Source organism: [Clostridium] hylemonae DSM 15053 (assembly GCF_008281175.1).
In the GTDB taxonomy this organism is placed as follows: domain Bacteria; phylum Bacillota; class Clostridia; order Lachnospirales; family Lachnospiraceae; genus Extibacter; species Extibacter hylemonae.
This window is the reverse complement of the sequence record NZ_CP036524.1, coordinates 1,533,460-1,557,743: the sequence shown is the minus strand read 5'-3', so window position 1 is coordinate 1,557,743 and position 24,284 is coordinate 1,533,460. Positions and strand designations below refer to the sequence as shown.

The window sequence follows — 24,284 nt, the reverse complement described above, 5'->3', positions numbered from 1 at the left end:
TTACATGCCTCCCTGTGTTAATACTTCCTTATTCTTTACAACATAATCGATCAGTGACACAACGGTCAATATTAAGGATACCCATATGAGCACAGTCCCAATCACATCAAACACGCTGCCCAGATCGGCGATGAGCAGGATGATCATAAACATCTGGGAAACGGTCTTGAACTTTCCCCAATAACTTGCGGCGATAACGATTCCGCTGTCTGAAGCGACAAGGCGGAAGCCGCTGATGATAAATTCTCTTGCTATGATCACGATAACGATCCACGCATCCAGTTTTCCAAGCGGTATGAGGCAGATCATGGCGGAGCATACGAGCAGCTTGTCCGCCAGCGGGTCCATAAATTTCCCGAAGTTGGTCACAAGGTTTCTCGCTCTCGCTATCTTCCCGTCCAGCATGTCTGTGAGACTGGCCACACAGAACAGCACAAGCGCTATCCATTTGTTGGCAGACCCTCCAAGGTCTGTCAGCATAAACAGGACAAAAAACGGAACCATTATTATTCTGAGCACGGTCAGTTTGTTTGGTAAATTCATGATATCAACTCTCCTATCAAATCATATTCTGAAGCTCCGGTCACCTCTGCCATGGCAAAGTCTCCGGACATCAGTTCTTCTTCCGTATTGATAAATATAAGCCCGTCCACGCCCGGGGCATCTCTGTAAGTTCTTCCCACATAAGCATTCTCATCGGCCACTCTGCCCTCTATCATGACGAGCACTTTTTGCCCGACCATGCTCTCAGCCTGCTCGAATACAATGTCCTGCTGAAGTTCCATAAGTTCTGCCTGGCGGTCTGATTTTATTTCTTCCGGAATCTGATCCGGCATAGAAGCTGCCGGAGTATCCTCCTCCGGTGAATAAGTAAACACACCGAGACGCTCAAACGCCATCTCATCCACAAATTCCATCAGCTCTTCATGCTGCTTGATCGTCTCCCCCGGGAAGCCCGTGATGAGAGTCGTGCGCAATGTAATATCGGGAATTTCCTTCCTCAGCTTTCCGACGATCTCGATGAGCTGCTTCTTGTCTGTCCGCCTTCCCATGCGTTTCAATATGTCGTCGTTGGCATGCTGGATCGGAAGATCGAGATAATGACAGATCTTCTTTTCTTCCTTTATAACCTGTATGAGTTCATCGTAGATTTCCTCCGGATAGCAGTACAGGATCCGGATCCAGCGCAGCCCCTCTATGCCGCAGAGCTTTCTGAGCAGCCGGTGAAGAGACTTCTCCCCGTAAATGTCTTTTCCGTACAGCGTCGTCTCCTGCGCCACGAGAATCAGTTCTTTCACTCCCTGCTCCGCCAGCGCTTCTGCCTCCTTAACGAGACGTTCCATCGGAACGCTCCGGAAGTTCCCCCGTATCTTCGGTATAATACAGTACGTACAATGCTTGTCACAGCCTTCCGCTATCTTAAGATACGCGTAATGTCCGCCAGTAGTGACGAGACGTTTTGATTCCACGAGCGGGAGTACGTCTATGTCTTCCATCTCCATGCACGGATGGCCTTCCAGCGCTTCCTTAACGGCCTCCGCGATCTTGTCATAGGAGGAGGTGCCAAGCACCGCGTCCACCTCCGGTATCTCCTCCACGATCTCCTTCTGATAGCGCTGCGCAAGACAGCCGGTGACGATGAGCGCCTTGAGTCTCCCCGTCTGCTTGTACTCCGCCATCTCAAGGATCGTCTGTATGCTCTCTTCTTTTGCATCGTGGATGAAACAGCATGTGTTTACCACAATGATATCCGCCTCGGCCTCATCATCCACGATCTGATATCCTTCCCTGTCCAGAAGTCCCAGCATCACTTCCGAGTCCACAAGATTTTTGTCGCAGCCAAGGGAAATAAACAATATGTTCATATATACGATCTCCTTATTTATAGTCAGAAAGGCAGATACCTCCCGGGCATCTGCCTCATTTTTATCATACCTTACTGTTCTTCCTCTTCACCGACAACTGTGATCTTGCCGCAGTTCAGTTCGTCGATCGCAACGGAAAGCGGCTTCTCGCCGTCCTTCGCGTGGACAAGCGGCATAGAACCGTCAATGATCTCCCTTGCCCGCTTTGCGGTAGCCATAACGATAGAATAACGGCTGTTGACTACTTTTGTCTCGCCTTCCTCTACATCCTTGTTGACTACTTTCATTAAATCTGTGTAAGATGGGTGTAACATACACTATTCTCCTTTCAATTCTGCCTTCATATGCTCTATAAATTCTGCATTGCGGAAACTTCTCAAATGTTCCCCTCTGATAATCTCATGTACATCTTCCACGCATATGTCAAGCTTATCATTGACGATAAGATAGTCATATCTGTCCATGCCTTCCGCCTCTTCGCCTGCGCGTTTCAAACGGGATTCTATGACCTCCATCGTCTCAGTGCCTCTGCCGACCAGACGTTTCCTGAGCTCTTCCACGGACGGCGGCGTGATAAACAAAAGCAGCGTGTCGGGCATCTTCTCCTTCACCTTGAGCGCCCCCTGGATCTCAATTTCCAGGATCACGTCCTTTCCGGCTTCAAGCTGCTCTTCTACATATGCCTTAGGCGTTCCATAATAGTTATTCACGTAACTAGCATACTCTATCAATTCGTCTTGTGCAATCATTTTTTCAAATTCTTCTTTTGTTTTGAAGAAATATTCCCGGCCGTCAGTTTCACCCGGCCGCGGCGCTCTCGTAGTCGCTGAGACAGACAGCGCATAGTTGTCATATTTCTTCAGCAGTTCCTTCATGATCGTTCCCTTCCCGGCGCCGGAAAAACCAGATACAACGGTAAGAATTCCTTTCTTATTCATAGATAACTTCCTCTCTACTCGATATTCTGAATCTGCTCACGGACTTTTTCTATCTCTGTCTTCAAATCTATGGCCCGGTTGGAAACTTCCAGGTCATTGGCCTTGGAAAGGATCGTATTCGCCTCACGGTTCATCTCCTGGGCGATAAAGTCGAGCTTGCGTCCTATCCCAGCCTCCTCAGACTTCAGCGTCTCCTTCATGTGTTCAATATGACTTCTAAGCCTTACGACCTCTTCGTCCGTACAGATCTTATCCGCGAATATCACGACTTCAGCCGCTATGCGGCCTTCGTCCATCTGGGTGTCCTCGAGAAGCTCCCGGACTTTTTCTTCCAGCTTCTGTCGGTATTCCGCCACGATCTCGGGAGAGCGTTCTTCTATGTATGCGACAAGCTCCAGCATTCCATCCAGCTTGCCGATAATATCGTTCTTTAAGTTCCCGCCTTCCAGCGTACGTGTCTCCACAAACTGCTTTACGGCGCCGTCAAGCGCCTGCCTGAGCCCGTTCCACAGTTCTTCTTCATCGACGGCCTGCTCCTCCATTGTGATCACTTCCGGATAGCGTGATAACGTAGATACACGGATGTCATTCTCCAGTGAAAAGGTCTCCTCCATCTGTCTGAGATACGTAAGGTACTCCCCTGCCAGCGTCTCGTTATACTTCAAAGCCACCTGGTTTTCGGAAGAATCCTCATATGTGATAAACAGGTCTACCTTGCCCCTCAGTATGGACTTCTTGAGCAGGCTGCGGATGGAAGTCTCAAAAAAGTTCAGTTTCTTCGGCATCCGGATATTCACATCCAGATAACGGTGGTTTACACCTTTCATCTCAACGGTGAACCTGCGCTCACCTTCCATAATCTCACAGCGTCCGAAACCTGTCATACTCTTAATCATGATATAAACCTCTTTTATATTTTCGTCGTATTGTCTTCTGCTATTTTTCATAACAATCATCGTTTATTATAATCTATTTGCAAAATTACGTCAATTGTTTCCTTGCCTCTATTTCCCAAGTCCTGTATAATCATTTTAGTGTCCCGGTGCACGGTGCAAACGCCCCGGAATCCAAAGACATATCAGAAAATGGAAAGGGAGTATCGACATGGCTTTTGACGGAATCACAATTTCCGCTTTGGTAAAAGAATTAGAGGAGAACCTGACAGACGGGCGCATTGCCAAGATTGCCCAGCCGGAAAGCGACGAACTGCTGCTTACGGTAAAAACCCCCGGAGGGCAGAAACGGCTCTATATCTCCGCCAGCGCCTCACTTCCGCTTATATATCTGACCAGTGACAACAAACCGAGTCCCATGACCGCCCCCGGCTTCTGCATGCTGCTCAGAAAGCATATCGGAGGCGGAAGGATCACCGGCATCTCCCAGCCGAAGCTGGAACGCATTATCCACATCGATATCGAACATCTGGATGAGCTCGGCGACCTCTGCCGGAAAACACTCATCGTGGAGATCATGGGGAAGCACAGCAATATCATCTTCTGTGACGACAAAGGTATGATAATCGACAGTATCAAGCACGTATCCGCACAAATGAGTTCCGTGCGTGAAGTATTGCCCGGACGGCAGTATTTTATTCCGGATACGATGGAAAAGCAGGACCCGTTAAATACAGACCTTGCCGGCTTTTCGGCGGCACTAAGAGACAGGCCCGCGCCGCTTGGAAAGGCAATTTATTTAAGTTACACCGGCGTAAGCCCTGTCGCTGCCGAGGAAGTATGCTGCCTTGCAGGGCTGGATTCTTCCATGACCGCAAAGGACCTGTCGGACGACATGATGACCCACCTGTACCGTCAGTTCTGTTATTATTTTGAGCAGGTGAAACATGGTTCCTTCACCCCTGCCATCTATTACAGCGGCAGTGACCCGAAAGACTTTTCCGCCCTTCCTGTCAGTCATTATTCAGCATACCGCCGGCAGGAATTCACCTCTGTATCCGAGCTGCTCTCCACCTACTATGCGGTCAAAAATACGATGACCCGCATCCGGCAGAAGTCCGCCGACCTGCGTCATGTCGTACAGACTGCACTGGAACGGAGCCGAAAAAAATATGATCTGCAGCTCCGTCAGCTGAGGGATACAGAAAACAGAGACAAATTCAAGGTATACGGAGAGTTGATCAACACGTACGGTTATAATCTTTCGGAAGATGCGTCCGAGCTCACCGCCCTCAATTATTATACAAATGAAACCGTCACCATACCGCTTGATAAAAATCTCACCCCTCAGGAAAACGCACAGAAATACTTTAATAAATACAATAAACAGAAGCGGACTTACGAGGCCCTGAGCGGACTCATAGGAGATACAGCCGATGACATCCGGTATCTGGAATCCATAAGCAACTCCCTCGATATCGCTCAGAACGAAGATGACCTGCTGCAGATCAAGGAAGAACTGACGCAGGCAGGATATATCCGCAGGAAATACACAAAAAAGAAGGTCAAGATCATGAGCCGGCCTCTCCACTACGTCTCTCAAGACGGCTATCATATGTATGTCGGTAAAAACAATCTTCAAAATGATGAGCTTACGTTCCACTTTGCATCCGGCAGCGACTGGTGGTTCCACGCCAAAGGCGCCCCCGGGTCCCACGTCATCGTCAAAAGCGGCGGAGATGAACTTCCCGACCGGACCTTTGAGGAGGCCGGACGCCTGGCCGCATACTACTCCAAAAACCGGGGAAGCGACAAGGTGGAGATCGACTATGTGGAAAAGAAGCATGTAAAGAAACCAAACGGCGCAAAGCCGGGATTTGTCGTATATTATACGAATTATTCTTTGGTGATCGATTCCGATATATCTGAGATTGAAGAGGCGGATTAAAGAGCGGTAAATATTAACACCTATACAAAAAACACATTCTGTCCTGAATGTTTTGCGCTGCTTCTGTGGCAGGTTACCGATGTAAAAATGTCGGTTTTTACGCCCAATTCTTCTAAAATCCGTATTTGTCGCAATATTGCTGACTGAGATTAAAATCTGGAAAAATAATTTACGAAGCGGAAAAATATCTTAACTGGGACTGGATACTGCGCCAGCGACTTGATACAATTAAAATAATGTATCGTAATAGGCTGGATTATAATATAGTCAGGCATAAGGAAAGTGAGAATATAATGGAGTGGAATAAGATATTAAAACATTTTAAAATAGCATCGATTGCAGGCGCCGTTATTTTAGCTGTGTTCAGCATAAACCAACAGGAAGTTAAAGCAGTTGATCTTTTAGCGGACTTTACGGGCGCCCTGGATATAAAAAATGGAAATATTACACTGTCGAAAGACGGAAAATATACACAGAAAGATAAGAACGGCACTTCGTCAACAGGCACCTTTGATGGAACATACACAATCAGCCAATCATCAGATGAATACAACATAACCGTGGAGGATGGAGCATTTCCTGTAATTAATGTCAACGGTCTTTCTATCACTGAACCAACAGAAAATGAGAGTTCCGGCAGCGGAATACATATTAAGTCAGGTGCAGTGGTTACGCTGGTGCTCGGCGCTCAAAAGACCAGTTTTACCGGCCGTGACAACTACCCTGGGATTACGCTGGAGACAGGCGCCACTTTGAACATCATAGGGAATGGTACTCTGACTGTTATCAGCGGTTCCGGTGAATGTGGAATCAGTGATACAGGCAGGCGCAAAGGCGGGCAGCTTTCCGTTGGCGAAGAAGCAGCCCTTAGAACATACAGTTCTCAGAAGGAAGGAGCTATCTGTGCAGATGTGACGGCATCGTCCAAGAAAATAGTGCAGGGAACATTATTGGATGCTGCTAAGGCTCCGGCGGATAATCCAGATGCAACTTTTGTTACTATAAAGGTTGAGAACAGGGATAATCCAACACAAGAGACATATCCCATTAATTTGCCTCTAGGCTTCCGTTCTTTTGCCGCCTCCACAACTACAGAAGGGGGCTCTTATGTTTCGTATTATCCAGGTGACGATGGTAGAATTGATAGAAATAAGTTATTAGCAGATACACAGCCGCCAAATGAGGCGCCACCATACATGCATACCTATAATTTAACGGGATCGGCGAATGTTTTCGCTGCATTATGGAATTTAGAGGAAAAAGAAATCAAATATGAAATCAAACTCAATGCAAATGGCGGTACTTTTAAAAATCCAGAAGGTGATAAGCTGAAAACTCAAACAGTCGGCTATGGCGATAAAATAACACTTCCTCAAGAGAATGAACTTCAACGAGAGGGAATTAATTATAAATTCATTGGCTGGTACCGCTTGCCAGATTCGATGCAGGCTGGCGATGAGTGGAAAGACACTGACCGTGTTGTACAGAATGGACTGGAATTATATGCAGGCTGGATACCAAAGAAGTATACCTTGTCTTTTGAGACAAACGGCGGTTCCGCTTTGGCGCCAGTGGAGGTCACTTATGGTTCTCTGATAACGGAGCCAGCAGCACCTGAAAAAGAAGGATTTATCTTTAAAGGATGGGTGGCGGATGGAGAAAGTGCAAATTGGGATTTTGCTACTGATACCGTAAAGGGAGATATGGTTCTCACCGCCCGGTGGGAACCGGTCAATTCTGCTCCGGCTAACCCGGAAGCCCCCACGAATCCATCAGAAAGAAAAAATGAACTGAAGAAGATTTCGACTGGCGATAAAACACCTTTAACATCTCAGATTGCAAAGCTTTTTGTATCAATGGCTGTTATTATGGAAATCCTCTGGAAAAAATATAAACGATAAGGAGTATAATGCAGGCAAGGGCAGATACCGAAAATCCGGCTCTGCCCTTCTGTAACATTTTTACTCTATCTGTACATTTTTACACATTATAACACGGTCCCCGCGCTGAATCTACTCTTATTTCATCCCCAGCAGATAATCCACAAACTGCTGTGCCGTTCTCCCGGAGAGTCCGCCGTGGGATAACTCCCACCTGTTCGCCTCCAGCAGCAGTTCTTCTTCCGGCAGACCGATGTCATTCCTCTTCGCAAGTTTTAGCACGATATCCTGGAACTCCTTTTTCTCCGGCCGTCCAAAGTAAATGGTGACGCCGAAACGGGCCACGAGAGACAGCTTCTCCTGTACCGTGTCATTTGTGTGAAGCTCCTCATCCCTGTCCGCCTTGTCCTTAAATGTCTCCCGGATGAGATGTCGTCGGTTGGATGTGGCATAGATAAGCACATTGTCAGGCTTCCGCTCAAGCCCTCCCTCGATGACTGCCTTCAGGTATTTATATTCGATCTCAAATTCCTCAAAAGACAGATCATCCATGTAAATGATAAACTTGTAATTCCGGTTCTTTATCTGTGATATGACAGCGTTCAGATCCTGGAACTGGTGCTTGTATATTTCGATCATTCTCAGTCCCTGGTCGTAATACTGGTTCAGGATGGCTTTGACGGAGGAAGACTTGCCTGTGCCCGCATCGCCGTACAGCAGACAGTTGTTGGCACGCCGCCCCTCCACAAATGCTTTCGTATTATCAATAAGCTTTTTCTTGGCGATCTCATATCCGATGAGATCATCGAGATGGACATGGGCGATCTTCGTTATCGGAATTATCTCGGCCCCTTCCTCCGTATGTTCTATGCGGAACGCCTTGTGAAGTCCGAGTTTGCCCACGCCGAATTCCTTGTAGAACTGGGTCACCGTATCCTTAAATTCTTTTCCGCCGGCCGCGCCGGCCAGCGCTTCGCCAAGGCCGCATATACGGCTGCGGATCCTCGTATTGAACACCTTGCCGTGTTCATCGCCGAATCCGCTGTAATTGTGGATAAATGACAGACAGTCCGCTCCAAGTTCCTCTTCCATCGCCGAGAAATCATAGTCAAACAGTTCCTTAAAGATCTCAAAATCATGAAGCGCCGCCTCATTGATGCTGCCGTCCACATTCCCGACGATCTCACAGGAGGTGCTGTACGCATTCTCATCACTGGCAAGCAGATATGTGAGATAATCATGCCACAGATTCCCCTCAAATCCATGGCTGACCGCAAGTTCCAGAAGCTCATTGACCACGTCGAACAGAAGACTTCTCATGTCTTCTTTATTATAATATTCATTGTCAAAATTCTCCATAAGGAATGTCATATCGTCCAGGATCTGCTGTTGTTCCATATGTTTGTAGAGGATCAGTTCGTTTGTTCTCATATTCTTTTTCTCCTTGCCTAGTAATTGCCGAGAATTCTGAGACTCCGGCTTTCTTCCCTCAGCCCCCGGATCGCATTTTTAACCGCGCCGTCGCTTAAGCTGCCTTCAAAATCGACAAAGAAGCGGTATTCCCATGAGCGTCCTTCCACCGGACGGGATTCTATCTTTGTCATGTTAAGGTCATTATAAATAAAGTGAGACAGCAGATGATACAGGGAACCGCTCTCGTGGGCGACCTCGAAGCAGATGCTGATTTTATCCGCGTCTTTCCTGAAAATCTTCTGATTGGTGACAACGATAAAGCGGGTAAAATTATTCTCTTCGTCATTAATACCTTCCACAAGCACGGACAGGCCGTGTACCTTTGCGGCGTAAGCGCTGCAGACTGCCGCCTGCGTCCTGTCCGCATCCTCCAGAATCTTTTTGGCTGCGATCGCCGTATTCACGACGCTGATCTGCTGCCAGTCCGCGTGAACGTCCAGAAAACGCGAGGTCTGCATAAGCGCCTCCGCCTTGGAATATACGCGCTGGATATCTGAAAGCTTCGTCCCCGGCAGCCCCGCAAGCGTATGTGTGACCGGGAGGATCGTCTCTCCGACGATATAATTTTCAAACTCCACGAGCAGGTCATACATTTCATTTACCGCCCCCGCAGAAGAATTCTCGATCGGAAGCACGGCAAAGTCGGCAGACCCCTCCTCGATCGCCTCCATGGCGTCGCGGAATGTCCGCACGTGAAAGCTGTTGCAGTTTTCTCCGAAATACTGCTGCATGGCCGCCTGGCCGTACGCCCCCTCCACTCCCTGGAACACGACGCGGGCCGTACTCTTCTCAAGGGAGTCTACTTCTATAAACGGCAGTCTTCCAAGAGCCCCTGCCTTCACAAGCTGCTGGTACTGCAGCTTTCTGCTCATGGACATAAGCTGCTGGTAAAGCTCCTGTATCCCTTTCTTGTTAAAATCACTGCTCACTCTGGCAGCCACATCTGCCAGCTTATTCTTTTCCCTCTGGCGGTCGAATACTTTTTTTCCCTTCGCGATCTTGTACTCGCCCACCTGCTCGCAGATATTCATCCGTTTTTCATATAATTCCACGATCTGCGCATCTATTTCATCCAACTGTTCTCTCAGCTCTAATAGCTCTGCCATATCTTTCTCTCTCCTTCTTGCAAACTAATCTGTATTATAATACATTTCATGCATAAAATCTACTGTCCATTGACATACTTACATCGTATGAAACATAATTTTCTCTCCTGTGGAACGGCGGGCTGGTGTATGGAGATTCTTTTCACCGGCCTCCATTCCTATAAAGAAAAAAATCCCACACTGATGGGCAACACGTCGATCTGGATGTTCCCGATCTACGGTATGGCCAGTTTTCTTTCGCCCGTCTGCAAAGTCCTGAAAGGCAAAAGCCCGGTCCTTAGAGGAGGTGTATACACATGCTGCATTTTTGTCGGAGAATATATTACCGGGTCTGTTTTGCGCAGGATCGACGCCTGTCCGTGGGATTACAGCAAGGCGCCGCTGAATATTAACGGCCTCGTCCGCCTTGATTATGCGCCGCTTTGGTTTGGCGCCGGACTGCTGTTTGAAAAAATCCTGTCCAGAAGTTGAAAATCTTTCGTATTTATTATATGATATATGAAAGATTTTCAATATGGGAGGATTATGATATGAATACCAAGGAATGCATCGTGACACGAAGAAGCATCCGCAGGTTCAAACCAGAACGTGTGGAACATTCTCTGTTAGAATCTATTATATCCGCCGCATCCTATTCGCCGTCCTGGAAGAATAGTCAGATCACCCGTTATATCGCAGTCGAAGATCCTTCAGTTCTTGATACTATCGCTACTCATTTTACCCCGGAATTCAATTCCAGAATCGTAAAGCAGGCACCGCTGCTCGTCGCAGTTACTTTTGTAAAAGGTATCTGTGGTTTTGAACGCGACGGTTCTTTTACGACTGCCAAGGAAGACCGCTGGCAGATGTTCGACGCAGGTATTGCGTGCCAGACGTTCTGTCTTGCGGCACATGACGCGGGGCTTGGAACTGTGATCATGGGGATCTGGGATGAGCAGGGGATCAGCATGCTGCTGGATATACCGCAGGATGAGGAGCTTGCCGCGCTGATCGCAGTCGGCCGGCCCGCGATCGAACCGGCTGCGCCCGGAAGAAAATCTGTGAAAGAATTATTGACATATCGATAAGGAGGTTTTTATGAGACATTTGATGAGTCCACTGGATTTTTCGGTGGAAGAGTTGGATAAACTGATGGATCTGGCCAATGACATAGAAGCAGATCCCGAAAAATATGCGCATGCGTGTGAAGGAAAGAAGCTGGCCACTTTATTTTATGAGCCAAGTACGAGGACAAGGCTGAGCCATGAGGCTGCCATGCTCAATCTGGGCGGTAATATCATGGGGTTCTCTACCGCTGATTCCAGTTCTGCCGCTAAGGGGGAAAGCGTGTCAGACACGATCCGTACTATTTCATGCTATGCAGATATCTGTGCCATGCGTCATCCGAAAGAAGGAGCGCCTATGGTGGCGTGCCGCCACTCTTCCATCCCTGTGATCAACGCCGGAGACGGAGGACACCAGCATCCGACACAGACACTGACCGACCTGCTGACGATCCGCTCTTTAAAAGGTCATCTGTCCGGCATGACCATCGGACTGTGCGGAGATTTAAAATTCGGGCGTACCGTGCACTCACTTATCCACGCGCTTGTCCGTTACACAGGAATTAAATTTATACTCATATCACCCGAGGAACTGAGACTTCCGAGTTACATACGCAATGATGTCCTGGATGCCAAGAATGTGCCTTACGAGGAGGTCGTCCGCCTCGAGGAAGCACTTCCTAAGCTGGACATCCTCTATATGACGCGTGTTCAGAAGGAACGGTTCTTCAATGAGGAAGATTATGTGCGTATGAAGGACTTCTACATCCTGGATGCCAAGAAGATGAAACTGGCACCGGACGACATGTTTGTGCTCCATCCCCTTCCGAGAGTGAACGAGATCTCCGTAGAAGTTGACGACGACCCGAGAGCCGCCTATTTCAAGCAGATGCAGTACGGCGTCTACGTACGGATGGCTCTCATACTTACATTACTGGAAATCGAAGTTTAGGAGGGAATTGTCATGGTTGAAAATACTTTGAATGTAGGCAGTATTTCGGAGGGGTTCGTTCTGGACCATATCCAGGCTGGAAGAAGCATGGATATCTATAAGCACCTGAAGCTCGATAAGCTGGACTGCTGTGTCGCCATCATCAAGAATGCCCGCAGCAGCAAGATGGGAAGAAAAGATATTATAAAAATCGAATGTCCCATTGATTTTATCGATCTGGACATCCTCGGTTTTATAGACCACAATATCACGATCAACATCATCAAAGACCAGAAGATCGTGGATAAAAAAGCGTTAAAACTGCCAAAGGAGATCACAAATGTCATCCGGTGCAAGAATCCGCGCTGTATCACCTCCATTGAACAGGAGCTGGATCATATCTTCGTTCTGACAGACCCTGAGAAAGAAGTTTACCGCTGCAAATACTGTGAAGAAAAATATGATGAACGCTGATCTGTAACAACAAGCGGAGTGGGTGGCCACTCCGCTTGTTCTTTATATCTCTTCGCCGAGGCGCCGGATCTCATCCAGGATGCCGGTCTTATCAACGTCACCCTTCTCCTCTGTTTTTTCCGCGATCACATGTCCTCTGTCTTTCCATTTCAGGTAATCTGCCATAATCTCATAAGTCTTCACAATGCCCGCAAATGCCGCTTTTTCATCCGCCCCGCACACGAGCAGCATGCATTCCTTTGTTCCCCTGAAAGGTATATCCCCCCGCATCAGCGCGTAAAACCGGTCTATGAGCGCCTTTATCTGTTCCGGGAATGTGAACCAGTAAAGCGGTGTGGCAAATACGATGACGTCCGCCTCCAGAAGCGCCGGTGCAATATGGTTGAAATCATCCGCAAATACGCAAGGATGGCCGGTCTTATAGCACCCGTCACATGCTCTGCATCCCTGAATGTTAAGCTCCGCGGCGCTGATCGTCGTCAGCCGGTGTCCTTTGCTTCCCGCCCCTTTGATAAATGCATTTGCCATTCTCTCACTGTTGCCGTTCTTGCGCGGACTTCCCGTTATCACTACAATATTCTTCATTCTTCGTCCTCTCCTCTCCTCCAGCCGCTGCTGATATCTATCCACTGCCGGCATCCGGTCACTTCATATAAGTCGCGCGCCGTAATGCCGACTGCGCTGTTTCCCGTGCCTCCGGACGTGTATACATACTCGTCCATAAAACGCTGCAGGGATACATCCATATATACTTTCGCCCTTTTCCCCGGGAGCGCTATCGGACTTACGGCCCCCGGCCGGCATCCGGTATATTCCATCAGATCTTCCTCATCCAGGACGATCCGTTTCACCTTAAACTGCTTTTCATACTTGCCGGGATCTATCTTCGCATCCCCCGACAATATGATCACGCTGGCGCCTATGGGGGCTGCAAACACAAGTGTTTTGGCGATCTTCTCTTCCGGCACAGACAGAAGCTTTATAGAATCTTCCGTACTTTCAAAATCTCGGTCACAATCCCGTATTTCATATGTAAACGTCTGCTTTTTCAATAATCTGACTACACGTTGTGCCGCCATATCCATCCCTCCGTTTTCACACTTTTACTGCCGGCAATTGCGTCTATAAAAAGAAAAACATGGTATAAAATACCACGTTTAAAGGCAAGCAAGACGATAAGCCGGGTTATGTCGTTGGGTAATCATCTATCTAGACCTGCTGTCGCCAGCAGGTTCCAGCAACCTACCTAAGGCGTGGCGGGCCGCCACAATGCCTTTATCCGGTCTTGCTTCGGATGGGGTTTACATGTGCCCTCTCTGTTGCCAGAGAGGCGGTAGTCTCTTACACTGCCCTTCCACCCTTACCCAGATATTCTGGGCGGTACATTTCTGTTGCACTGGCCTTGGAGTCGCCTCCACCGGACGTTATCCGGCATCCTGCCCTGTGAAGCCCGGACTTTCCTCACCTGCGGCCTTTCGGCCTCTGCAGCTGCGATTACCTGTCTTACTTGCACCTCATACTTTACCATACTCTTCTCTTATTGTAAAGCCGCTTCGACTGTCAGACTCCCTCGTCAGTTATGAGGCCGTCCCCGTCCGCCGCTGTAGTCGCAAGTGTATCGCACCGCTCGTTCTGCACATGGCCGTCATGCCCTTTCACCCATATAAATGTGACTTTGTGCGGTTCTTTTGCCTTCAGGAGCCGCTGCCATAAGTCCACATTCTTCACCGGCTCATTCTTGCCGCGCTTCCACCCCTTTTTGATCCATCCGTCGATCCAGCGCTGGTTGAACGCATCCACCACATATTTGGAGTCTGAATACAGTTCGATCTCACAGGGACGGTTCAGCGCCTCCAGACCGGCAATGACCGCCATCAATTCCATACGGTTGTTTGTCGTCTTTTTATATCCCTGTGAGAGTTCTTTTGTGTGCAGCTCTCCCCTGGAATCCACATATTCCAGGACTGTGCCGTACCCTCCCGGCCCGTCCGGGTTGCCCCTGGCGGCGCCGTCTGTATATATTTTTACCTGCATATTATCTCTCTCCTATATCTCAAATGTCTGTCCGTCTTTTGTAATATGCATGACTCTGTCTCTGTAGTCCGCCGCTTCTTCCTTATCCATCAGCCATTCATATACCTCATACTTATCCCACATATGCATGGGAAATACCCGCTTCGTATCTGTATGCTTCATAAAATAATCCATGCCCCAGTAAAACTGTTCTTCCTGTCTCGCATCCAGCGGGACAAATGCCACATCGATCTTTTCGCCTTCCATCCTTCCGATCTCATGCTGATAATTCCTGCGCATCATCTCATTGTACACCGGTCCTTCTTCCTCCCAGTGCCACCAGTTCAGATCTCCTGCGTGATATATCGTCTTTCCCTCTGTACGGATGAGAAACGCCACGCCTTCATCCGTCGAACGGAACGTCTTAATATGAAGGCCGCCGGCCTCAAGTTCCTGCCTCGGCCCCACGTGGATGATCCTCTCGTTTCTACCCTCCGTCTGAATATCATCGGATAAAATATAGGTGATGCCGCCGTACATTTTGTCCCAGTCATATATTTTTTTCTGAAAATGGTCAGGATGGGCATGGCTGGAAAATACATATATGTTCTTTTCCTTTGGAAGCGCGGGGAGCTCTCCTCTGTAATAATCAAAAATAAGGACATCATGTTCCAGTTCAAGGACAAAACCGCTGTGATTCAAATATGTTATTTTCATACAATACTTTTATACTCCTTTTATGACTTCTACCGCATGAGTGATCTCAGGAAGCAGATAATCGAGGCACTGCTTGACCGCCTTCGCATTGCCGGGCAGATTTACGATAAGCACATCTCCCCTGATCCCGGCAGCGCTCCGGTTCAGCATGGAACGCTTCGTCACCTGCATCGTGAACGCGCGCATGGCTTCCGGTATCCCGAGGATCGGCCTGTCCACAACATCCATAGTCGCCTCCGGCGTATAATCATTCGGCGCGCAGCCGGCTCCGCCGGTAGTGAGTATCAAGTCAGTCAGATGGGCGTCCGCCATCCGCTGCATGACAGTGGAGATCACCTTGCGGTCACTCGGCAGTGCTTTCATGAACACGATACTGTGTCCGGCATCTTCCATGATTTTCTTTACGACCGGGCCTCCGGCATCTTCTTTCTTCCCTTTGTATATCTCTGTACTCGCTGTTATGATCGCAACTTTCATACTGTACCTCCATATTTTTCTCTTAACGTAGTCATATAGTAAAATTTTAACGCTTTTATAAAAATAATGCAATGATTACGGTGCATATTCCTGCAATCCCCATGGACACACCGCTCACGGCGCCTTCCACCTCTCCCATCTCGATGGCCTTCGCCGTACCTATCGCATGGCTCGCCGTGCCGAATGCCACCCCCGTGGCGACCGGGTCTTTCAGCCTCAGCAGACGTATGATAAACGGATGCACGATCGCGCCGCCCGTTCCGCATATGATAACTGCCATCATGGTGACAGAGCGCAGACCGCCCAGCTGGTCAGACAGATCGAGCGCGATGGCCGTCGTCACAGACTTCGGCAAAAGCGATGCCAGCATCTCCTGGTGAAGCGCCAGCACCCTGCACAACACGATCGTACTTCCCATGGATATAACACTGCCCACAAGGCATCCGATGACAATGGGGAAAAACTGCTGTCTGAGCACTTCCCTCTGCCGGTAGATAGACAGACCGATCATCGCCGTCGCCGGGACGAGAAACAGTGAGATAAACTGTCCTCCCTCCATGTAATCCTCATACGGAATATGCAGAAGCTTAAGCACCGCCACACAGAGTACCATGGCGATGAGCAGCGGGTTGGCAAGGGGTGATCTTATCTTTTTGGCCGTCCAGTCGCCGATATAGAAAGTGGTAACAGTCAGGAACACCCCGAACAAAGGATTCGCCCATAACTCACGCACCGGCCGCACCTCCCTTTCCCGACAGCCTGCCCATACATACCTGAACAAGCCTCACTGAGGCATATGTACCAAGAAACGTCAGAATAAGAGAGATACAGACAACGGTGAGGAACCCTGCAAGCTGCCCCTTAAGCAGTCCGATATCCTCCACCATGCCGATAGATACCGGCACAAACACGATCGCCATATTGGACAGCATGAAATCCGCAGTCTCCTTAATATGCCCCTCTTTCAGTATCTTAAGCCCCAGCAGAGCCGCCAGTATCAGGATAGCCGTCACACTGCCCGGAAAGGCGATCGGAAGCAGAGATACAACAAATTCCGCCGCGAGACAGAGCGCAAGGATGATTCCAAGCTGCCTCAGTATTTTCATATTCATAAACAAAACTCCCATCGTAAAAATAGATTGCATATCGCGCAGTCTCCAAAAGAGTATAACATAAAAATGCAGTCAAATTCCACCCCCGGCAGTAAATTTTGAAAGGGGTCAGACCCCTGCATGCCGCAGGGGTCTGACCCCTTTCAAAATTCATTAAATTATCTGACAATTTATATGATGATGCAGACGAGTCCTCCGTTGCTGTCGTTCACGATCTTCTGCATCGTATCCTGCAGTTTTACCTGGCTCTCGTCATTGATGACAGCCATCTTATTCTGCATGCCGTCCATCACGAGATCTTCGATGGATTTTCCGAATATATTTGTGCTCCAGATACCGCCTTCTGTGTCACCGGCTTCCTTGATGTAGCGGACCAGATCCTCCGCCTGTTGTTCACTTCCGACGATCGGTGCTATTTCGGTCTCTATGTTGGCGCGTATGAGATGGATGGACGGCGCCTCTGAGTGTATTTTGACTCCGAACTTGTTGCCCTGTTTGATGATGACCGGCTCTTCCAGCGTGATCTCTTCTTTCTTCGGGCTTACAACTCCGTAGCCTTTCATGCGGACTGCGGCGAACGCATCCTTTACTCCTTCGTATTCATCCTTGAGCTCCGACAGGTTCTTCATCGCTGTGATAAGCTCATACTGCCCTGCTATCGGCGTGCCTGTCAGTTCACTTAACATCTCATAGTAGAATTTATCGGCGATGTCTATTCTCACCTTCACGCATCCGGTATCCATCTCTATATGGTCTACCTTCATGTCATTTATGTAAGGACTTTCCGGTTTTTCCACTCCGGCGGCGGCATCTTTGATCTCGCCTAAGCCATCCATGACAGCCCGGATATGTTCCAGCATATCCTGCTTGATTCTGTGGTCTCTCGGTAACATCTCCACCCATTTTGGAATGAAGAACTGCACTTCCGACACCGGAAATTCAAACAGTACCGCCTCCATGATCTGATAGATGTCATCTTCTTTCAGCTGTTCGCAGTTTACCGGCATGGCTTTCACACCGTACTGCTGCTCCAGCTCCTGCGCCGTCTCTCTGGCCTCATCCCCATATGGCTTTTTAGAATTCACAAGTACGATAAAAGGCTTGCCGATGCTCTGCAGCTCCCGGATCGTCTTATCCTCGGCTTCCCGGTATCCCTGCCGCTCAATATCTCCGATGCTTCCGTCTGTCGTCACCACGATTCCTATCGTTGCATGGTCATGGATCACCTTTCTCGTACCGATCGTAGCCGCCTTCGTAAATGGTATCTCATAATCAAACCATGGCGTCTTTACCTGCCGTTCTTCCCCGCCTTCTATATGGCCGGACGCGCCTTCTACCATGTAACCCACACAGTCTATGAGGCGCACCTTTACAGACACATCGTCAGACAGCCTGATCTCTGCCGCTTCCTTCGGCACGAACTTGGGCTCTGTCGTCATGATCGTCCTGCCCGACGCAGACTGGGGCAGCTCATCCTTCGTCCGTGACTTTCCATGCTCATCCTCCATATGCGGGAGTACCAGCACATCCATGAAACGTTTGATAAATGTAGACTTTCCGGTACGCACCGGTCCTACGACTCCTATGTATATTTCTCCGTTTGTCCTGGCTTGTATATCTTTGTACAGCTGAAACGTGTTCATTGTGAATACCCCCTTGTTATGCTGATACAAGTGTATGCGTTACAAGGGGGGATTATTCCGATTAATTTTCTATGCACTTCTTTGCCGCAAGCGCTTTTATCTCTTCTTCTTTCGATTTTTCTATCACTTCCAGCTCCGCCGTCGTCGGCACACCGAGCTTCTTCTTCTGAAATTCCATGTTGGACAGAAGAAAATTCAGAGCAAATCCCGCAAGCAGCGCCCAGCCGGAACCCTTAAAGGCCAGAACTGCCGCCATGATTCCGGCTATGCTCCTGTCCGTGTTCGACTTGCAGTATTCCATGCCGATCCTCGCACAGACATAAGCCTGAAAGAGCAGCGTGATCGCTGAACCGACTCCCATGATCGGTTTCATAAAGGAGACGACCGGAACAAGAATAACGCTCAAAAATGTGGCCATCCGGAAGGAGCTCATCCCTCCGATCAGCGATTTCATCGCCTTCTTCCCTTCCTTGTAGCGCACCGCCACCGATACCGTCACACCGACCCAGAGCGGTCCTGCCAGCGGCGGAAATGGTGCGAACAGAGCGAGGATAAGGTTGCGCAGTCCGCTGATCAAATTGGAGCGGCTCGAATTGAAATCAATATATTCGTCGTCCCGGCTCTCCTGTGCTTCTTTCACGAGCGTCTCAGACGTGACGAAATCACCGAACGCAAGAACGTAACAGATCAATGCAAGAGGCATAGCCTGTATGAACATGGAAAGGGGCGGAAACCCGACAGAAAATACGCTGACGGTACGGAATATATTTCCAAAATCCGGAATACGGATGATACTTCCAAGCTCCAGCGTAGGCTTTGCAAGTTCCCCGAGCAGTACACCGAGCAGCATGGCGACCAGATACGGGAACAGGTTGCCGTATTTTGCCATAATATCCAGCAGCTTTATTTTCCCTCTCTTTTTCTCGCAGAACGGGGAAAAGCTCAGAAAAGCCAGCAGCAGTGTCCCGGCCAGCGTAGCGACAGGAGCGGTCAGAAGCTGGCTCCCTTTTTCAAGCTGTCCCTGTATGACCGTGATGGGAGCTGCCAACAGAATACCGCCTTTGATAGAGGTAGGCACGCTTCGCACAAATCTGTCGGCCAGCTTTGTCACTCCCATGAAGATAAATACAAACGCCACGAGCAGCTGCACCGCTATCATAGCCTGGATTCTCTCCGGTCCTTTTTCAAATCCGGTGATAAACGCCAGGGTAAACGGCAGCGTAGGCGTGATCCAGCCCGGCACGACCGGGTCTCCCAGCCAGCCGTGAAGCATGTACATGAACACCTCTATGATGACGCAGCTCCACGCCAGTTCATACGGGATCCCAAGATAGTCCGTAAGATACGGAATGGAACTGAGCGCGGTGGCGCCCAGAACAAGCCCCTGGAAAAATTCCACCTGTTCAATGCGGTAGTGCAGTCCCGGGATCCTCCACTGAAACGGCCCGAGCGGAATATAAGGGAGCTCTTTCGGATTTTTTACTCTTCTTGCACTCATCTGTGCAACCTCCTCATTCTCATGATATGGCAGTTATCGTTCGTTAATAGACAAACAATATGTGCCTGTAAGAAACTCTGCTCTCACGATCAAGAGCAGAGTTTAAGAAGACTTTACGCTTCCTGCCTTCCAAGCGGGTTATTTCCAAATATCTTCTTATATTGTGCTACCAGATAAGCCATCATCACTACGGCGATGACTGACGCGACAAGCAGCAGTGCCATCATCGTGTAGATCGCAGACGTTTCTCCGATAGATTTTGTCATTGCAGATACTATGTAAGGAAGGAAACAGCTTGCCAGCCCCATCCATGTATAGTAGATACCCGTATTTCTTCCCTTCGGTCCCGGACACATCTCCTGACGGACGCCAAGTCCTGTCTGCAGCGCACCGCCGGCTGCAAAGAATCCGAGAAGCGCGATCGCTACATAGACAACGCCTACATTTTTGACAAGAAGTACGATGGCCAGCGCCGCAGCCGTAAATGCGGAATCAATGAGCACTACTTTCAGCGGATTCCATTTCAGCTTGCCCATCATGATCGCCCAGAATACAACGGCGATGATGGAGCCTGCCGTATAGATGGACGTCATGCCTGCCGCCTGCATCTCCGACAATCCGCAGTTTGTCATACCGAAAGCCTTTGTATACTGTTGTGCACCGTACATGATGAACATACAGATGAAGCCGTAGAACATCGTGACAAAGTTTACAAGTCCGCCCGGTTTTGTTTTCATACGAGCCTTGGCCGCATCAATTTCTGCCTGCGCCGCATTGGTCGTCTTGCCGTCGGCCGTTTTCACGGTCTCTTTCATCTGGTCGTCATACACAAACGGAGCGATCACCGCAAGGATAACACAAACGACAGACAGAATCAACGGAATCCAGACATTTATCTTCCAGTTGCCGGCCGCGGAAAAATGTACAGCCATTAACGGATAGATAATACCGGACACAGATACAAACGCCTTGATACCGATGAGCGCCGAACCTGCATACTTTGGAGCTGCCTCCTGAACCGCCGGATACAGGGATGCGTCCCAGAATCCGGATGTCGCCACGCCTGCGAGGAACGCACATACACATGCCACTGTAAAATTGGTGGAAAACAGCAGGCCTGCAAAACAGATGATATACAGTATGCCTCCGGCCACAGCCATTTTCTTCCGGCCGATCTTATCCGACACTTCCCCGCCGAGCCATACGGTCAGAAATTTACCAAAACCGGTTGCGGTTATAGCAAGCGATACGGCCGCTGCCCCTGCCACTTCATCTGTGTATCCCCATTGCGTGAAGAAGTTTACTTTGTTCTGTGACAGGATAATGGCCTGAATCCCATGTGTAAAATAACACATGTAGACTGTCACCAATGATAGAATATACTTCTTTGCTTTCATCCTCATTCTCCTATTCTTTCTTCTATAAAAACAAACGATTATTTATTTTCTTTCTGGAACTTCTGATACTCCTCAAGAGGCATTTTCCTGCCCACAAATAATTCATAGTTCACGGCTCCCTGCTGTTCAAGCATTCCTTTTCCGCCGACCGCTTTGCAGCCGGCCTCTTCCGCCTCAAGAATCATCTTTGTCTTTTCCGGGCTGTACACGGTATCCGCCACGATCAGGTCTTTGCGGTACAAAGACTTGTCGATAAGCGACACATCATCATACGGTTTCATCCCCATGATCGTCGCATTGATCACGATATCACAGTTATTCACTGCCTCTGCCAGCTTCTCTTTGTCATCCAGGTCTTCTACCGTCACAACACACTGTGGGCATCTGTCAGCCAGCTTTGCCTTTGTCCCTTCTGCTCTCGCGAAGAAATCATCTTTAGGATTGAATATCTTCACTTCCTTTGCGCCGTCGAGGGCCAGCTGGACCTGAATGGCGGTGGCTGCTCCGCCGGCTCCGAGTATGACTGTTTTCTTACCCTTCACATCGACTCCGTTGAGCTCCAGATTTTTCACAAACCCGACGCCGTCTGTGACATGTCCTGTGATCACGCCGTCATCGTTGACGAACACGTTGCACGCGCCGATGATCTCTGCCGCCGGGGACAGCTTATCTACGAGCTTGGCCGCCACATTCTTACAGGGCATCGTAAAGTTTCCGCCCCGCATATTCAAAAGGCGTATCGCCTCGAATACTTTCGGCATCTGCTCCACATTTACGTCAAATGCCATATAAGCATAATCCAGGCCGTCATGCTGAAAGCTGAAGTTATACATGGCCGGGGAGCCTGAGTGCCCCACCGGTGTCCCAAACAGCGCCATTAAACCTGTATGTCCTGATATTCTCTTTTCCATTTTCATTCCCTCCAGTATTCTGCTTAGATCTGCATTGCCGCCGCATATGCTTCTTTAGTCGCATCCAGCGCCCTGCGCGCCCTTGTGGCGTCACCGACTACGTATACTTCCTGTCCGAGCTCCTCAAGCTGCTCCGCAAACGGATTGTAATTTCTGAATCCCATGGAAAGGATGACCGAATCAAATCCTCTCACTTCATGTCTTACTCCGTCCGGTGATTCGTATTCCACGCCGTCTTCATAGAACTTGCACACTTTTGCGTTGACGATCTGCTCTATCTTGTATTCCTCAAAGTCTTTCATCACATACTTTCTGTGTTCTGTGATCATATCCGCGCCCATGGAATCCCGGAACTCGATAATGCTCACCTTGTGCTGCTGTTCACCGAGAAATGCCGCGATCTCACAGCCGACCATTCCGCCGCCCACAACGAGTACCTTTTCTCCCGCCTGACGTCTGCCTTCCAACAGATCGGAACCATGGATGATGGCAGGATCATCAATACCTTCTATCGGAAGGATCAATGTTTTGGATCCGGTCGCCACAATGACTGCGTCCGGCTTTTCTTCCTTCACTGTGTCCATGTCGGCAGCCGTATTCATTTTCACTTTTACGCCGGCCTTTTCACATCTTACGATATAGCTTCTGATCATGCCTGTGATATCGCCTTTTCCCGGCGGATAAGCAGCAAGTCTCATATTGCCGCCCAGCTTGCCCGTGCTTTCGTACAAGGTAACTTCATGGCCTCTCTCCGCACAGATAAATGCCGCGCATAAGCCTGCAACACCGCCGCCGATCACCATGACCTTCTTAGCCTGTTCTGCCTTCGGATAACCTTCCGCCTCATGTCCGAGGAACGGATTTGTCAGACAGCAGATAGGCTCCCCTTTGTACATATTTGCAACGCAGCCCTGAAGACAGGCGATACAAGGGATCATGTCTTCCAGACGCTCCTGCATTGCCTTCTCCGGCATATGCGGGTCTGCCAGTGACTGACGGCCAAAGGCAACCAGATCGGTGCGTCCTTCCTTCACGAGCAGTTCTGCAAACTGGGGCTCTGTATAGCGTCCTACCGTAATGACCGGTATGGAGACCGCTTTTTTTATCTCTGTCACCAGCTCTGCCGAAAAACCGGCGTGTATCGTGGTGGGCGCCCACATGTACTCATCTTTGATATGTACCGCGCGGGAAACATGAAGACACTGTACGCCGCATTCCTCCAGATAGGCCGCTATCGCCGCGCTGTCGTGTACATCCACACCGCCGGGCACCTCGTCCGCGCTGTTGATGCGGGCAAGTATGGCCACTTTATCCCCTACATTTTTCTTCACTTCTTCAATGATAAGGCGCGGGAACCGCATCCTGTTCTCAAAGCTTCCGCCAAACTCATCTACCCGTTTATTTGTCCTCTGGGAGATAAAGGAATTCACAAGATATCCATGCGCCATATGGATCTCCACTGCGTCGGCCCCTGCCTGCATCGCGCGTCTCGCAGCTTCCCCGTATCCTTTTACGAGTTCATATACCTGAGCAGCCGGCACTTCCTCCGGTGTGTCCCGCCCGAATGTCGACGGGATCGCCGTTGCCGCCTGGATCGGTGCGCCCGCATTCTTTGCGTTTCCTTCCGGCCCCGCGTTCTGGAGCTGTACAGACACTTTTGCTCCTTCTGCGTGACAGGCATCCACGATCTTCTTCAGACTCTCAATACTGTTGTCATTGTAAAGACAAGGCTTTCTCGGTCCGCCTTTGGCTCCCTCGTGGACGACCGTAGCTTCTATCGTGATGAGGCCGAACTGCCCTTTTGCCCGCTCTGCGTAATAGGCGGCGGACTGTTCACTCCACGTGCCGTCTGTGTTGGCGAAATTATTTCCCATCGGCGGGACTACAAAACGGTTCTTTACAGTCATAGGACCAATCTGTATTGGTGAAAACATATTGTCAAATTTCATATTTTTCCCTCTCTCT

Annotated in this window: 25 protein-coding genes and 1 other RNA gene; 6 read left to right on the top strand and 20 right to left on the bottom strand. The window is 49.3% G+C overall.

Going from position 1 to position 24,284, the window contains the following annotated elements:
• The 5 genes from pgsA to LAJLEIBI_RS07130 all read right to left on the bottom strand — a co-directional run bounded on the left by pgsA (window position 1) and on the right by LAJLEIBI_RS07130 (window position 3,699).
• Window positions 1–543 (bottom strand): CDP-diacylglycerol--glycerol-3-phosphate 3-phosphatidyltransferase, encoded by a 543-nt coding sequence (gene pgsA / locus LAJLEIBI_RS07150; RefSeq protein ID WP_006443984.1) that lies wholly within the window; start codon window positions 541–543, stop codon window positions 1–3.
• Window positions 540–1,865, bottom strand: a complete 1,326-nt coding sequence (rimO, locus tag LAJLEIBI_RS07145) for a 30S ribosomal protein S12 methylthiotransferase RimO (protein WP_006443983.1) — start codon at window positions 1,863–1,865, stop codon at window positions 540–542. Before rimO ends, pgsA begins: the two co-directional genes overlap by 4 nt.
• Window positions 1,866–1,936: 71 nt before the next feature.
• Complete coding sequence (rpoZ, locus tag LAJLEIBI_RS07140) at window positions 1,937–2,179, bottom strand: DNA-directed RNA polymerase subunit omega (RefSeq protein ID WP_040435197.1); 243 nt, start codon at window positions 2,177–2,179, stop codon at window positions 1,937–1,939.
• A gap of 3 nt (window positions 2,180–2,182) precedes the next feature.
• Window positions 2,183–2,803 (bottom strand): guanylate kinase, encoded by a 621-nt coding sequence (gmk, locus tag LAJLEIBI_RS07135; RefSeq protein ID WP_006443981.1) that lies wholly within the window; start codon window positions 2,801–2,803, stop codon window positions 2,183–2,185.
• A 14-nt stretch (window positions 2,804–2,817) separates the two neighbouring features.
• Window positions 2,818–3,699, bottom strand: coding sequence for a YicC/YloC family endoribonuclease (locus tag LAJLEIBI_RS07130; RefSeq protein ID WP_040435196.1), 882 nt, complete (start codon window positions 3,697–3,699; stop codon window positions 2,818–2,820).
• 208 nt (window positions 3,700–3,907) lie between these two features.
• Here LAJLEIBI_RS07130 and LAJLEIBI_RS07125 point away from each other — a divergent pair, with 208 nt between their 5' ends.
• Both LAJLEIBI_RS07125 and LAJLEIBI_RS07120 read left to right on the top strand, forming a co-directional pair.
• Window positions 3,908–5,644, top strand: coding sequence for an Rqc2 family fibronectin-binding protein (locus LAJLEIBI_RS07125; RefSeq protein ID WP_006443979.1), 1,737 nt, complete (start codon window positions 3,908–3,910; stop codon window positions 5,642–5,644).
• Between the two features lie 293 nt (window positions 5,645–5,937).
• Window positions 5,938–7,545, top strand: a complete 1,608-nt coding sequence (locus LAJLEIBI_RS07120) for an InlB B-repeat-containing protein (protein ID WP_040435195.1) — start codon at window positions 5,938–5,940, stop codon at window positions 7,543–7,545.
• 117 nt (window positions 7,546–7,662) lie between these two features.
• On the opposite strand, the gene LAJLEIBI_RS07115 is transcribed toward LAJLEIBI_RS07120, so the two are convergent.
• Both LAJLEIBI_RS07115 and LAJLEIBI_RS07110 read right to left on the bottom strand, forming a co-directional pair.
• A complete protein-coding gene (locus tag LAJLEIBI_RS07115) occupies window positions 7,663–8,955 on the bottom strand; it encodes an ATP-binding protein (protein WP_006443976.1) in 1,293 nt (430 codons plus the stop codon).
• A gap of 17 nt (window positions 8,956–8,972) precedes the next feature.
• On the bottom strand, window positions 8,973–10,103 hold the full coding sequence (locus LAJLEIBI_RS07110; protein ID WP_006443975.1) for a bifunctional chorismate mutase/prephenate dehydratase: 1,131 nt from the start codon (window positions 10,101–10,103) through the stop codon (window positions 8,973–8,975).
• A gap of 87 nt (window positions 10,104–10,190) precedes the next feature.
• Here LAJLEIBI_RS07110 and LAJLEIBI_RS07105 point away from each other — a divergent pair, with 87 nt between their 5' ends.
• The 4 genes from LAJLEIBI_RS07105 to LAJLEIBI_RS07090 are packed head-to-tail and all read left to right on the top strand — an operon-like array spanning window position 10,191 to window position 12,551.
• Entirely contained in the window at window positions 10,191–10,574 is a 384-nt protein-coding gene (locus LAJLEIBI_RS07105; RefSeq protein ID WP_083790629.1) for a putative ABC transporter permease, read from the top strand.
• Between the two features lie 59 nt (window positions 10,575–10,633).
• The gene (locus LAJLEIBI_RS07100) at window positions 10,634–11,170 is read left to right on the top strand and encodes a nitroreductase family protein (RefSeq protein ID WP_040435192.1); all 537 of its coding nucleotides are present in this window, start codon (window positions 10,634–10,636) and stop codon (window positions 11,168–11,170) included.
• Window positions 11,171–11,180: 10 nt separating this feature from the next.
• Window positions 11,181–12,098: an aspartate carbamoyltransferase gene (gene pyrB, locus LAJLEIBI_RS07095; RefSeq protein ID WP_040435191.1), complete on the top strand. Its 918-nt coding sequence runs from the start codon at window positions 11,181–11,183 to the stop codon at window positions 12,096–12,098.
• Between the two features lie 12 nt (window positions 12,099–12,110).
• Window positions 12,111–12,551, top strand: a complete 441-nt coding sequence (locus tag LAJLEIBI_RS07090) for an aspartate carbamoyltransferase regulatory subunit (protein ID WP_006443971.1) — start codon at window positions 12,111–12,113, stop codon at window positions 12,549–12,551.
• A 42-nt stretch (window positions 12,552–12,593) separates the two neighbouring features.
• Here LAJLEIBI_RS07090 and LAJLEIBI_RS07085 read toward each other — a convergent pair whose 3' ends face one another.
• The 13 genes from LAJLEIBI_RS07085 to LAJLEIBI_RS07025 form a co-directional block, all read right to left on the bottom strand.
• Window positions 12,594–13,136, bottom strand: coding sequence for a flavodoxin family protein (locus tag LAJLEIBI_RS07085; protein WP_006443970.1), 543 nt, complete (start codon window positions 13,134–13,136; stop codon window positions 12,594–12,596).
• Window positions 13,133–13,630, bottom strand: coding sequence for an aminoacyl-tRNA deacylase (locus LAJLEIBI_RS07080; protein WP_050765524.1), 498 nt, complete (start codon window positions 13,628–13,630; stop codon window positions 13,133–13,135). Before LAJLEIBI_RS07080 ends, LAJLEIBI_RS07085 begins: the two co-directional genes overlap by 4 nt.
• 81 nt (window positions 13,631–13,711) lie before the next feature.
• An RNA gene (gene rnpB, locus LAJLEIBI_RS07075) (RNase P RNA component class A) lies at window positions 13,712–14,061 on the bottom strand.
• A gap of 50 nt (window positions 14,062–14,111) precedes the next feature.
• Window positions 14,112–14,585 (bottom strand): ribonuclease HI, encoded by a 474-nt coding sequence (gene rnhA, locus LAJLEIBI_RS07070; RefSeq protein ID WP_006443968.1) that lies wholly within the window; start codon window positions 14,583–14,585, stop codon window positions 14,112–14,114.
• Between the two features lie 12 nt (window positions 14,586–14,597).
• The gene (locus LAJLEIBI_RS07065) at window positions 14,598–15,281 is read right to left on the bottom strand and encodes an MBL fold metallo-hydrolase (protein ID WP_006443967.1); all 684 of its coding nucleotides are present in this window, start codon (window positions 15,279–15,281) and stop codon (window positions 14,598–14,600) included.
• Between the two features lie 9 nt (window positions 15,282–15,290).
• Complete coding sequence (locus LAJLEIBI_RS07060; RefSeq protein WP_006443966.1) at window positions 15,291–15,758, bottom strand: MogA/MoaB family molybdenum cofactor biosynthesis protein; 468 nt, start codon at window positions 15,756–15,758, stop codon at window positions 15,291–15,293.
• Between the two features lie 55 nt (window positions 15,759–15,813).
• Window positions 15,814–16,491 (bottom strand): LrgB family protein, encoded by a 678-nt coding sequence (locus LAJLEIBI_RS07055; protein WP_006443965.1) that lies wholly within the window; start codon window positions 16,489–16,491, stop codon window positions 15,814–15,816.
• Complete coding sequence (locus LAJLEIBI_RS07050; protein WP_040435190.1) at window positions 16,484–16,870, bottom strand: CidA/LrgA family protein; 387 nt, start codon at window positions 16,868–16,870, stop codon at window positions 16,484–16,486. Before LAJLEIBI_RS07050 ends, LAJLEIBI_RS07055 begins: the two co-directional genes overlap by 8 nt.
• 170 nt (window positions 16,871–17,040) lie before the next feature.
• Complete coding sequence (spoIVA, locus tag LAJLEIBI_RS07045; protein ID WP_006443963.1) at window positions 17,041–18,513, bottom strand: stage IV sporulation protein A; 1,473 nt, start codon at window positions 18,511–18,513, stop codon at window positions 17,041–17,043.
• Between the two features lie 61 nt (window positions 18,514–18,574).
• Window positions 18,575–20,011, bottom strand: a complete 1,437-nt coding sequence (locus LAJLEIBI_RS07040) for a hypothetical protein (protein WP_006443962.1) — start codon at window positions 20,009–20,011, stop codon at window positions 18,575–18,577.
• Between the two features lie 113 nt (window positions 20,012–20,124).
• Window positions 20,125–21,408: an MFS transporter gene (locus tag LAJLEIBI_RS07035; RefSeq protein WP_040435189.1), complete on the bottom strand. Its 1,284-nt coding sequence runs from the start codon at window positions 21,406–21,408 to the stop codon at window positions 20,125–20,127.
• Window positions 21,409–21,446: 38 nt separating this feature from the next.
• Window positions 21,447–22,319: a shikimate dehydrogenase gene (locus tag LAJLEIBI_RS07030; protein ID WP_040435188.1), complete on the bottom strand. Its 873-nt coding sequence runs from the start codon at window positions 22,317–22,319 to the stop codon at window positions 21,447–21,449.
• A 23-nt stretch (window positions 22,320–22,342) separates the two neighbouring features.
• Window positions 22,343–24,268: an oxidoreductase gene (locus LAJLEIBI_RS07025; RefSeq protein ID WP_006443959.1), complete on the bottom strand. Its 1,926-nt coding sequence runs from the start codon at window positions 24,266–24,268 to the stop codon at window positions 22,343–22,345.
• Window positions 24,269–24,284: the final 16 nt, after the last annotated feature.

Coding starts and splice junctions, on each gene's coding strand:
- spoIVA (WP_006443963.1), bottom strand. CDS start 18,513: ATGAACACGTTTCAGCTGTACAAAGATATACAAGCCAGGACAAACGGA.
- LAJLEIBI_RS07110 (WP_006443975.1), bottom strand. CDS start 10,103: ATGGCAGAGCTATTAGAGCTGAGAGAACAGTTGGATGAAATAGATGCG.
- LAJLEIBI_RS07060 (WP_006443966.1), bottom strand. CDS start 15,758: ATGAAAGTTGCGATCATAACAGCGAGTACAGAGATATACAAAGGGAAG.
- LAJLEIBI_RS07120 (WP_040435195.1), top strand. CDS start 5,938: ATGGAGTGGAATAAGATATTAAAACATTTTAAAATAGCATCGATTGCA.
- LAJLEIBI_RS07085 (WP_006443970.1), bottom strand. CDS start 13,136: ATGAAGAATATTGTAGTGATAACGGGAAGTCCGCGCAAGAACGGCAAC.
- LAJLEIBI_RS07050 (WP_040435190.1), bottom strand. CDS start 16,870: ATGAATATGAAAATACTGAGGCAGCTTGGAATCATCCTTGCGCTCTGT.
- LAJLEIBI_RS07125 (WP_006443979.1), top strand. CDS start 3,908: ATGGCTTTTGACGGAATCACAATTTCCGCTTTGGTAAAAGAATTAGAG.
- LAJLEIBI_RS07115 (WP_006443976.1), bottom strand. CDS start 8,955: ATGAGAACAAACGAACTGATCCTCTACAAACATATGGAACAACAGCAG.
- gmk (WP_006443981.1), bottom strand. CDS start 2,803: ATGAATAAGAAAGGAATTCTTACCGTTGTATCTGGTTTTTCCGGCGCC.
- LAJLEIBI_RS07040 (WP_006443962.1), bottom strand. CDS start 20,011: ATGAGTGCAAGAAGAGTAAAAAATCCGAAAGAGCTCCCTTATATTCCG.
- LAJLEIBI_RS07105 (WP_083790629.1), top strand. CDS start 10,191: ATGAAACATAATTTTCTCTCCTGTGGAACGGCGGGCTGGTGTATGGAG.
- LAJLEIBI_RS07100 (WP_040435192.1), top strand. CDS start 10,634: ATGAATACCAAGGAATGCATCGTGACACGAAGAAGCATCCGCAGGTTC.
- LAJLEIBI_RS07030 (WP_040435188.1), bottom strand. CDS start 22,319: ATGGAAAAGAGAATATCAGGACATACAGGTTTAATGGCGCTGTTTGGG.
- LAJLEIBI_RS07035 (WP_040435189.1), bottom strand. CDS start 21,408: ATGAAAGCAAAGAAGTATATTCTATCATTGGTGACAGTCTACATGTGT.
- pgsA (WP_006443984.1), bottom strand. CDS start 543: ATGAATTTACCAAACAAACTGACCGTGCTCAGAATAATAATGGTTCCG.
- rimO (WP_006443983.1), bottom strand. CDS start 1,865: ATGAACATATTGTTTATTTCCCTTGGCTGCGACAAAAATCTTGTGGAC.
- rpoZ (WP_040435197.1), bottom strand. CDS start 2,179: ATGTTACACCCATCTTACACAGATTTAATGAAAGTAGTCAACAAGGAT.
- LAJLEIBI_RS07130 (WP_040435196.1), bottom strand. CDS start 3,699: ATGATTAAGAGTATGACAGGTTTCGGACGCTGTGAGATTATGGAAGGT.
- pyrB (WP_040435191.1), top strand. CDS start 11,181: ATGAGACATTTGATGAGTCCACTGGATTTTTCGGTGGAAGAGTTGGAT.
- LAJLEIBI_RS07025 (WP_006443959.1), bottom strand. CDS start 24,268: ATGAAATTTGACAATATGTTTTCACCAATACAGATTGGTCCTATGACT.
- LAJLEIBI_RS07065 (WP_006443967.1), bottom strand. CDS start 15,281: ATGAAAATAACATATTTGAATCACAGCGGTTTTGTCCTTGAACTGGAA.
- LAJLEIBI_RS07080 (WP_050765524.1), bottom strand. CDS start 13,630: ATGGCGGCACAACGTGTAGTCAGATTATTGAAAAAGCAGACGTTTACA.
- LAJLEIBI_RS07090 (WP_006443971.1), top strand. CDS start 12,111: ATGGTTGAAAATACTTTGAATGTAGGCAGTATTTCGGAGGGGTTCGTT.
- rnhA (WP_006443968.1), bottom strand. CDS start 14,585: ATGCAGGTAAAAATATATACAGACGGCGCCGCCAGGGGCAACCCGGAC.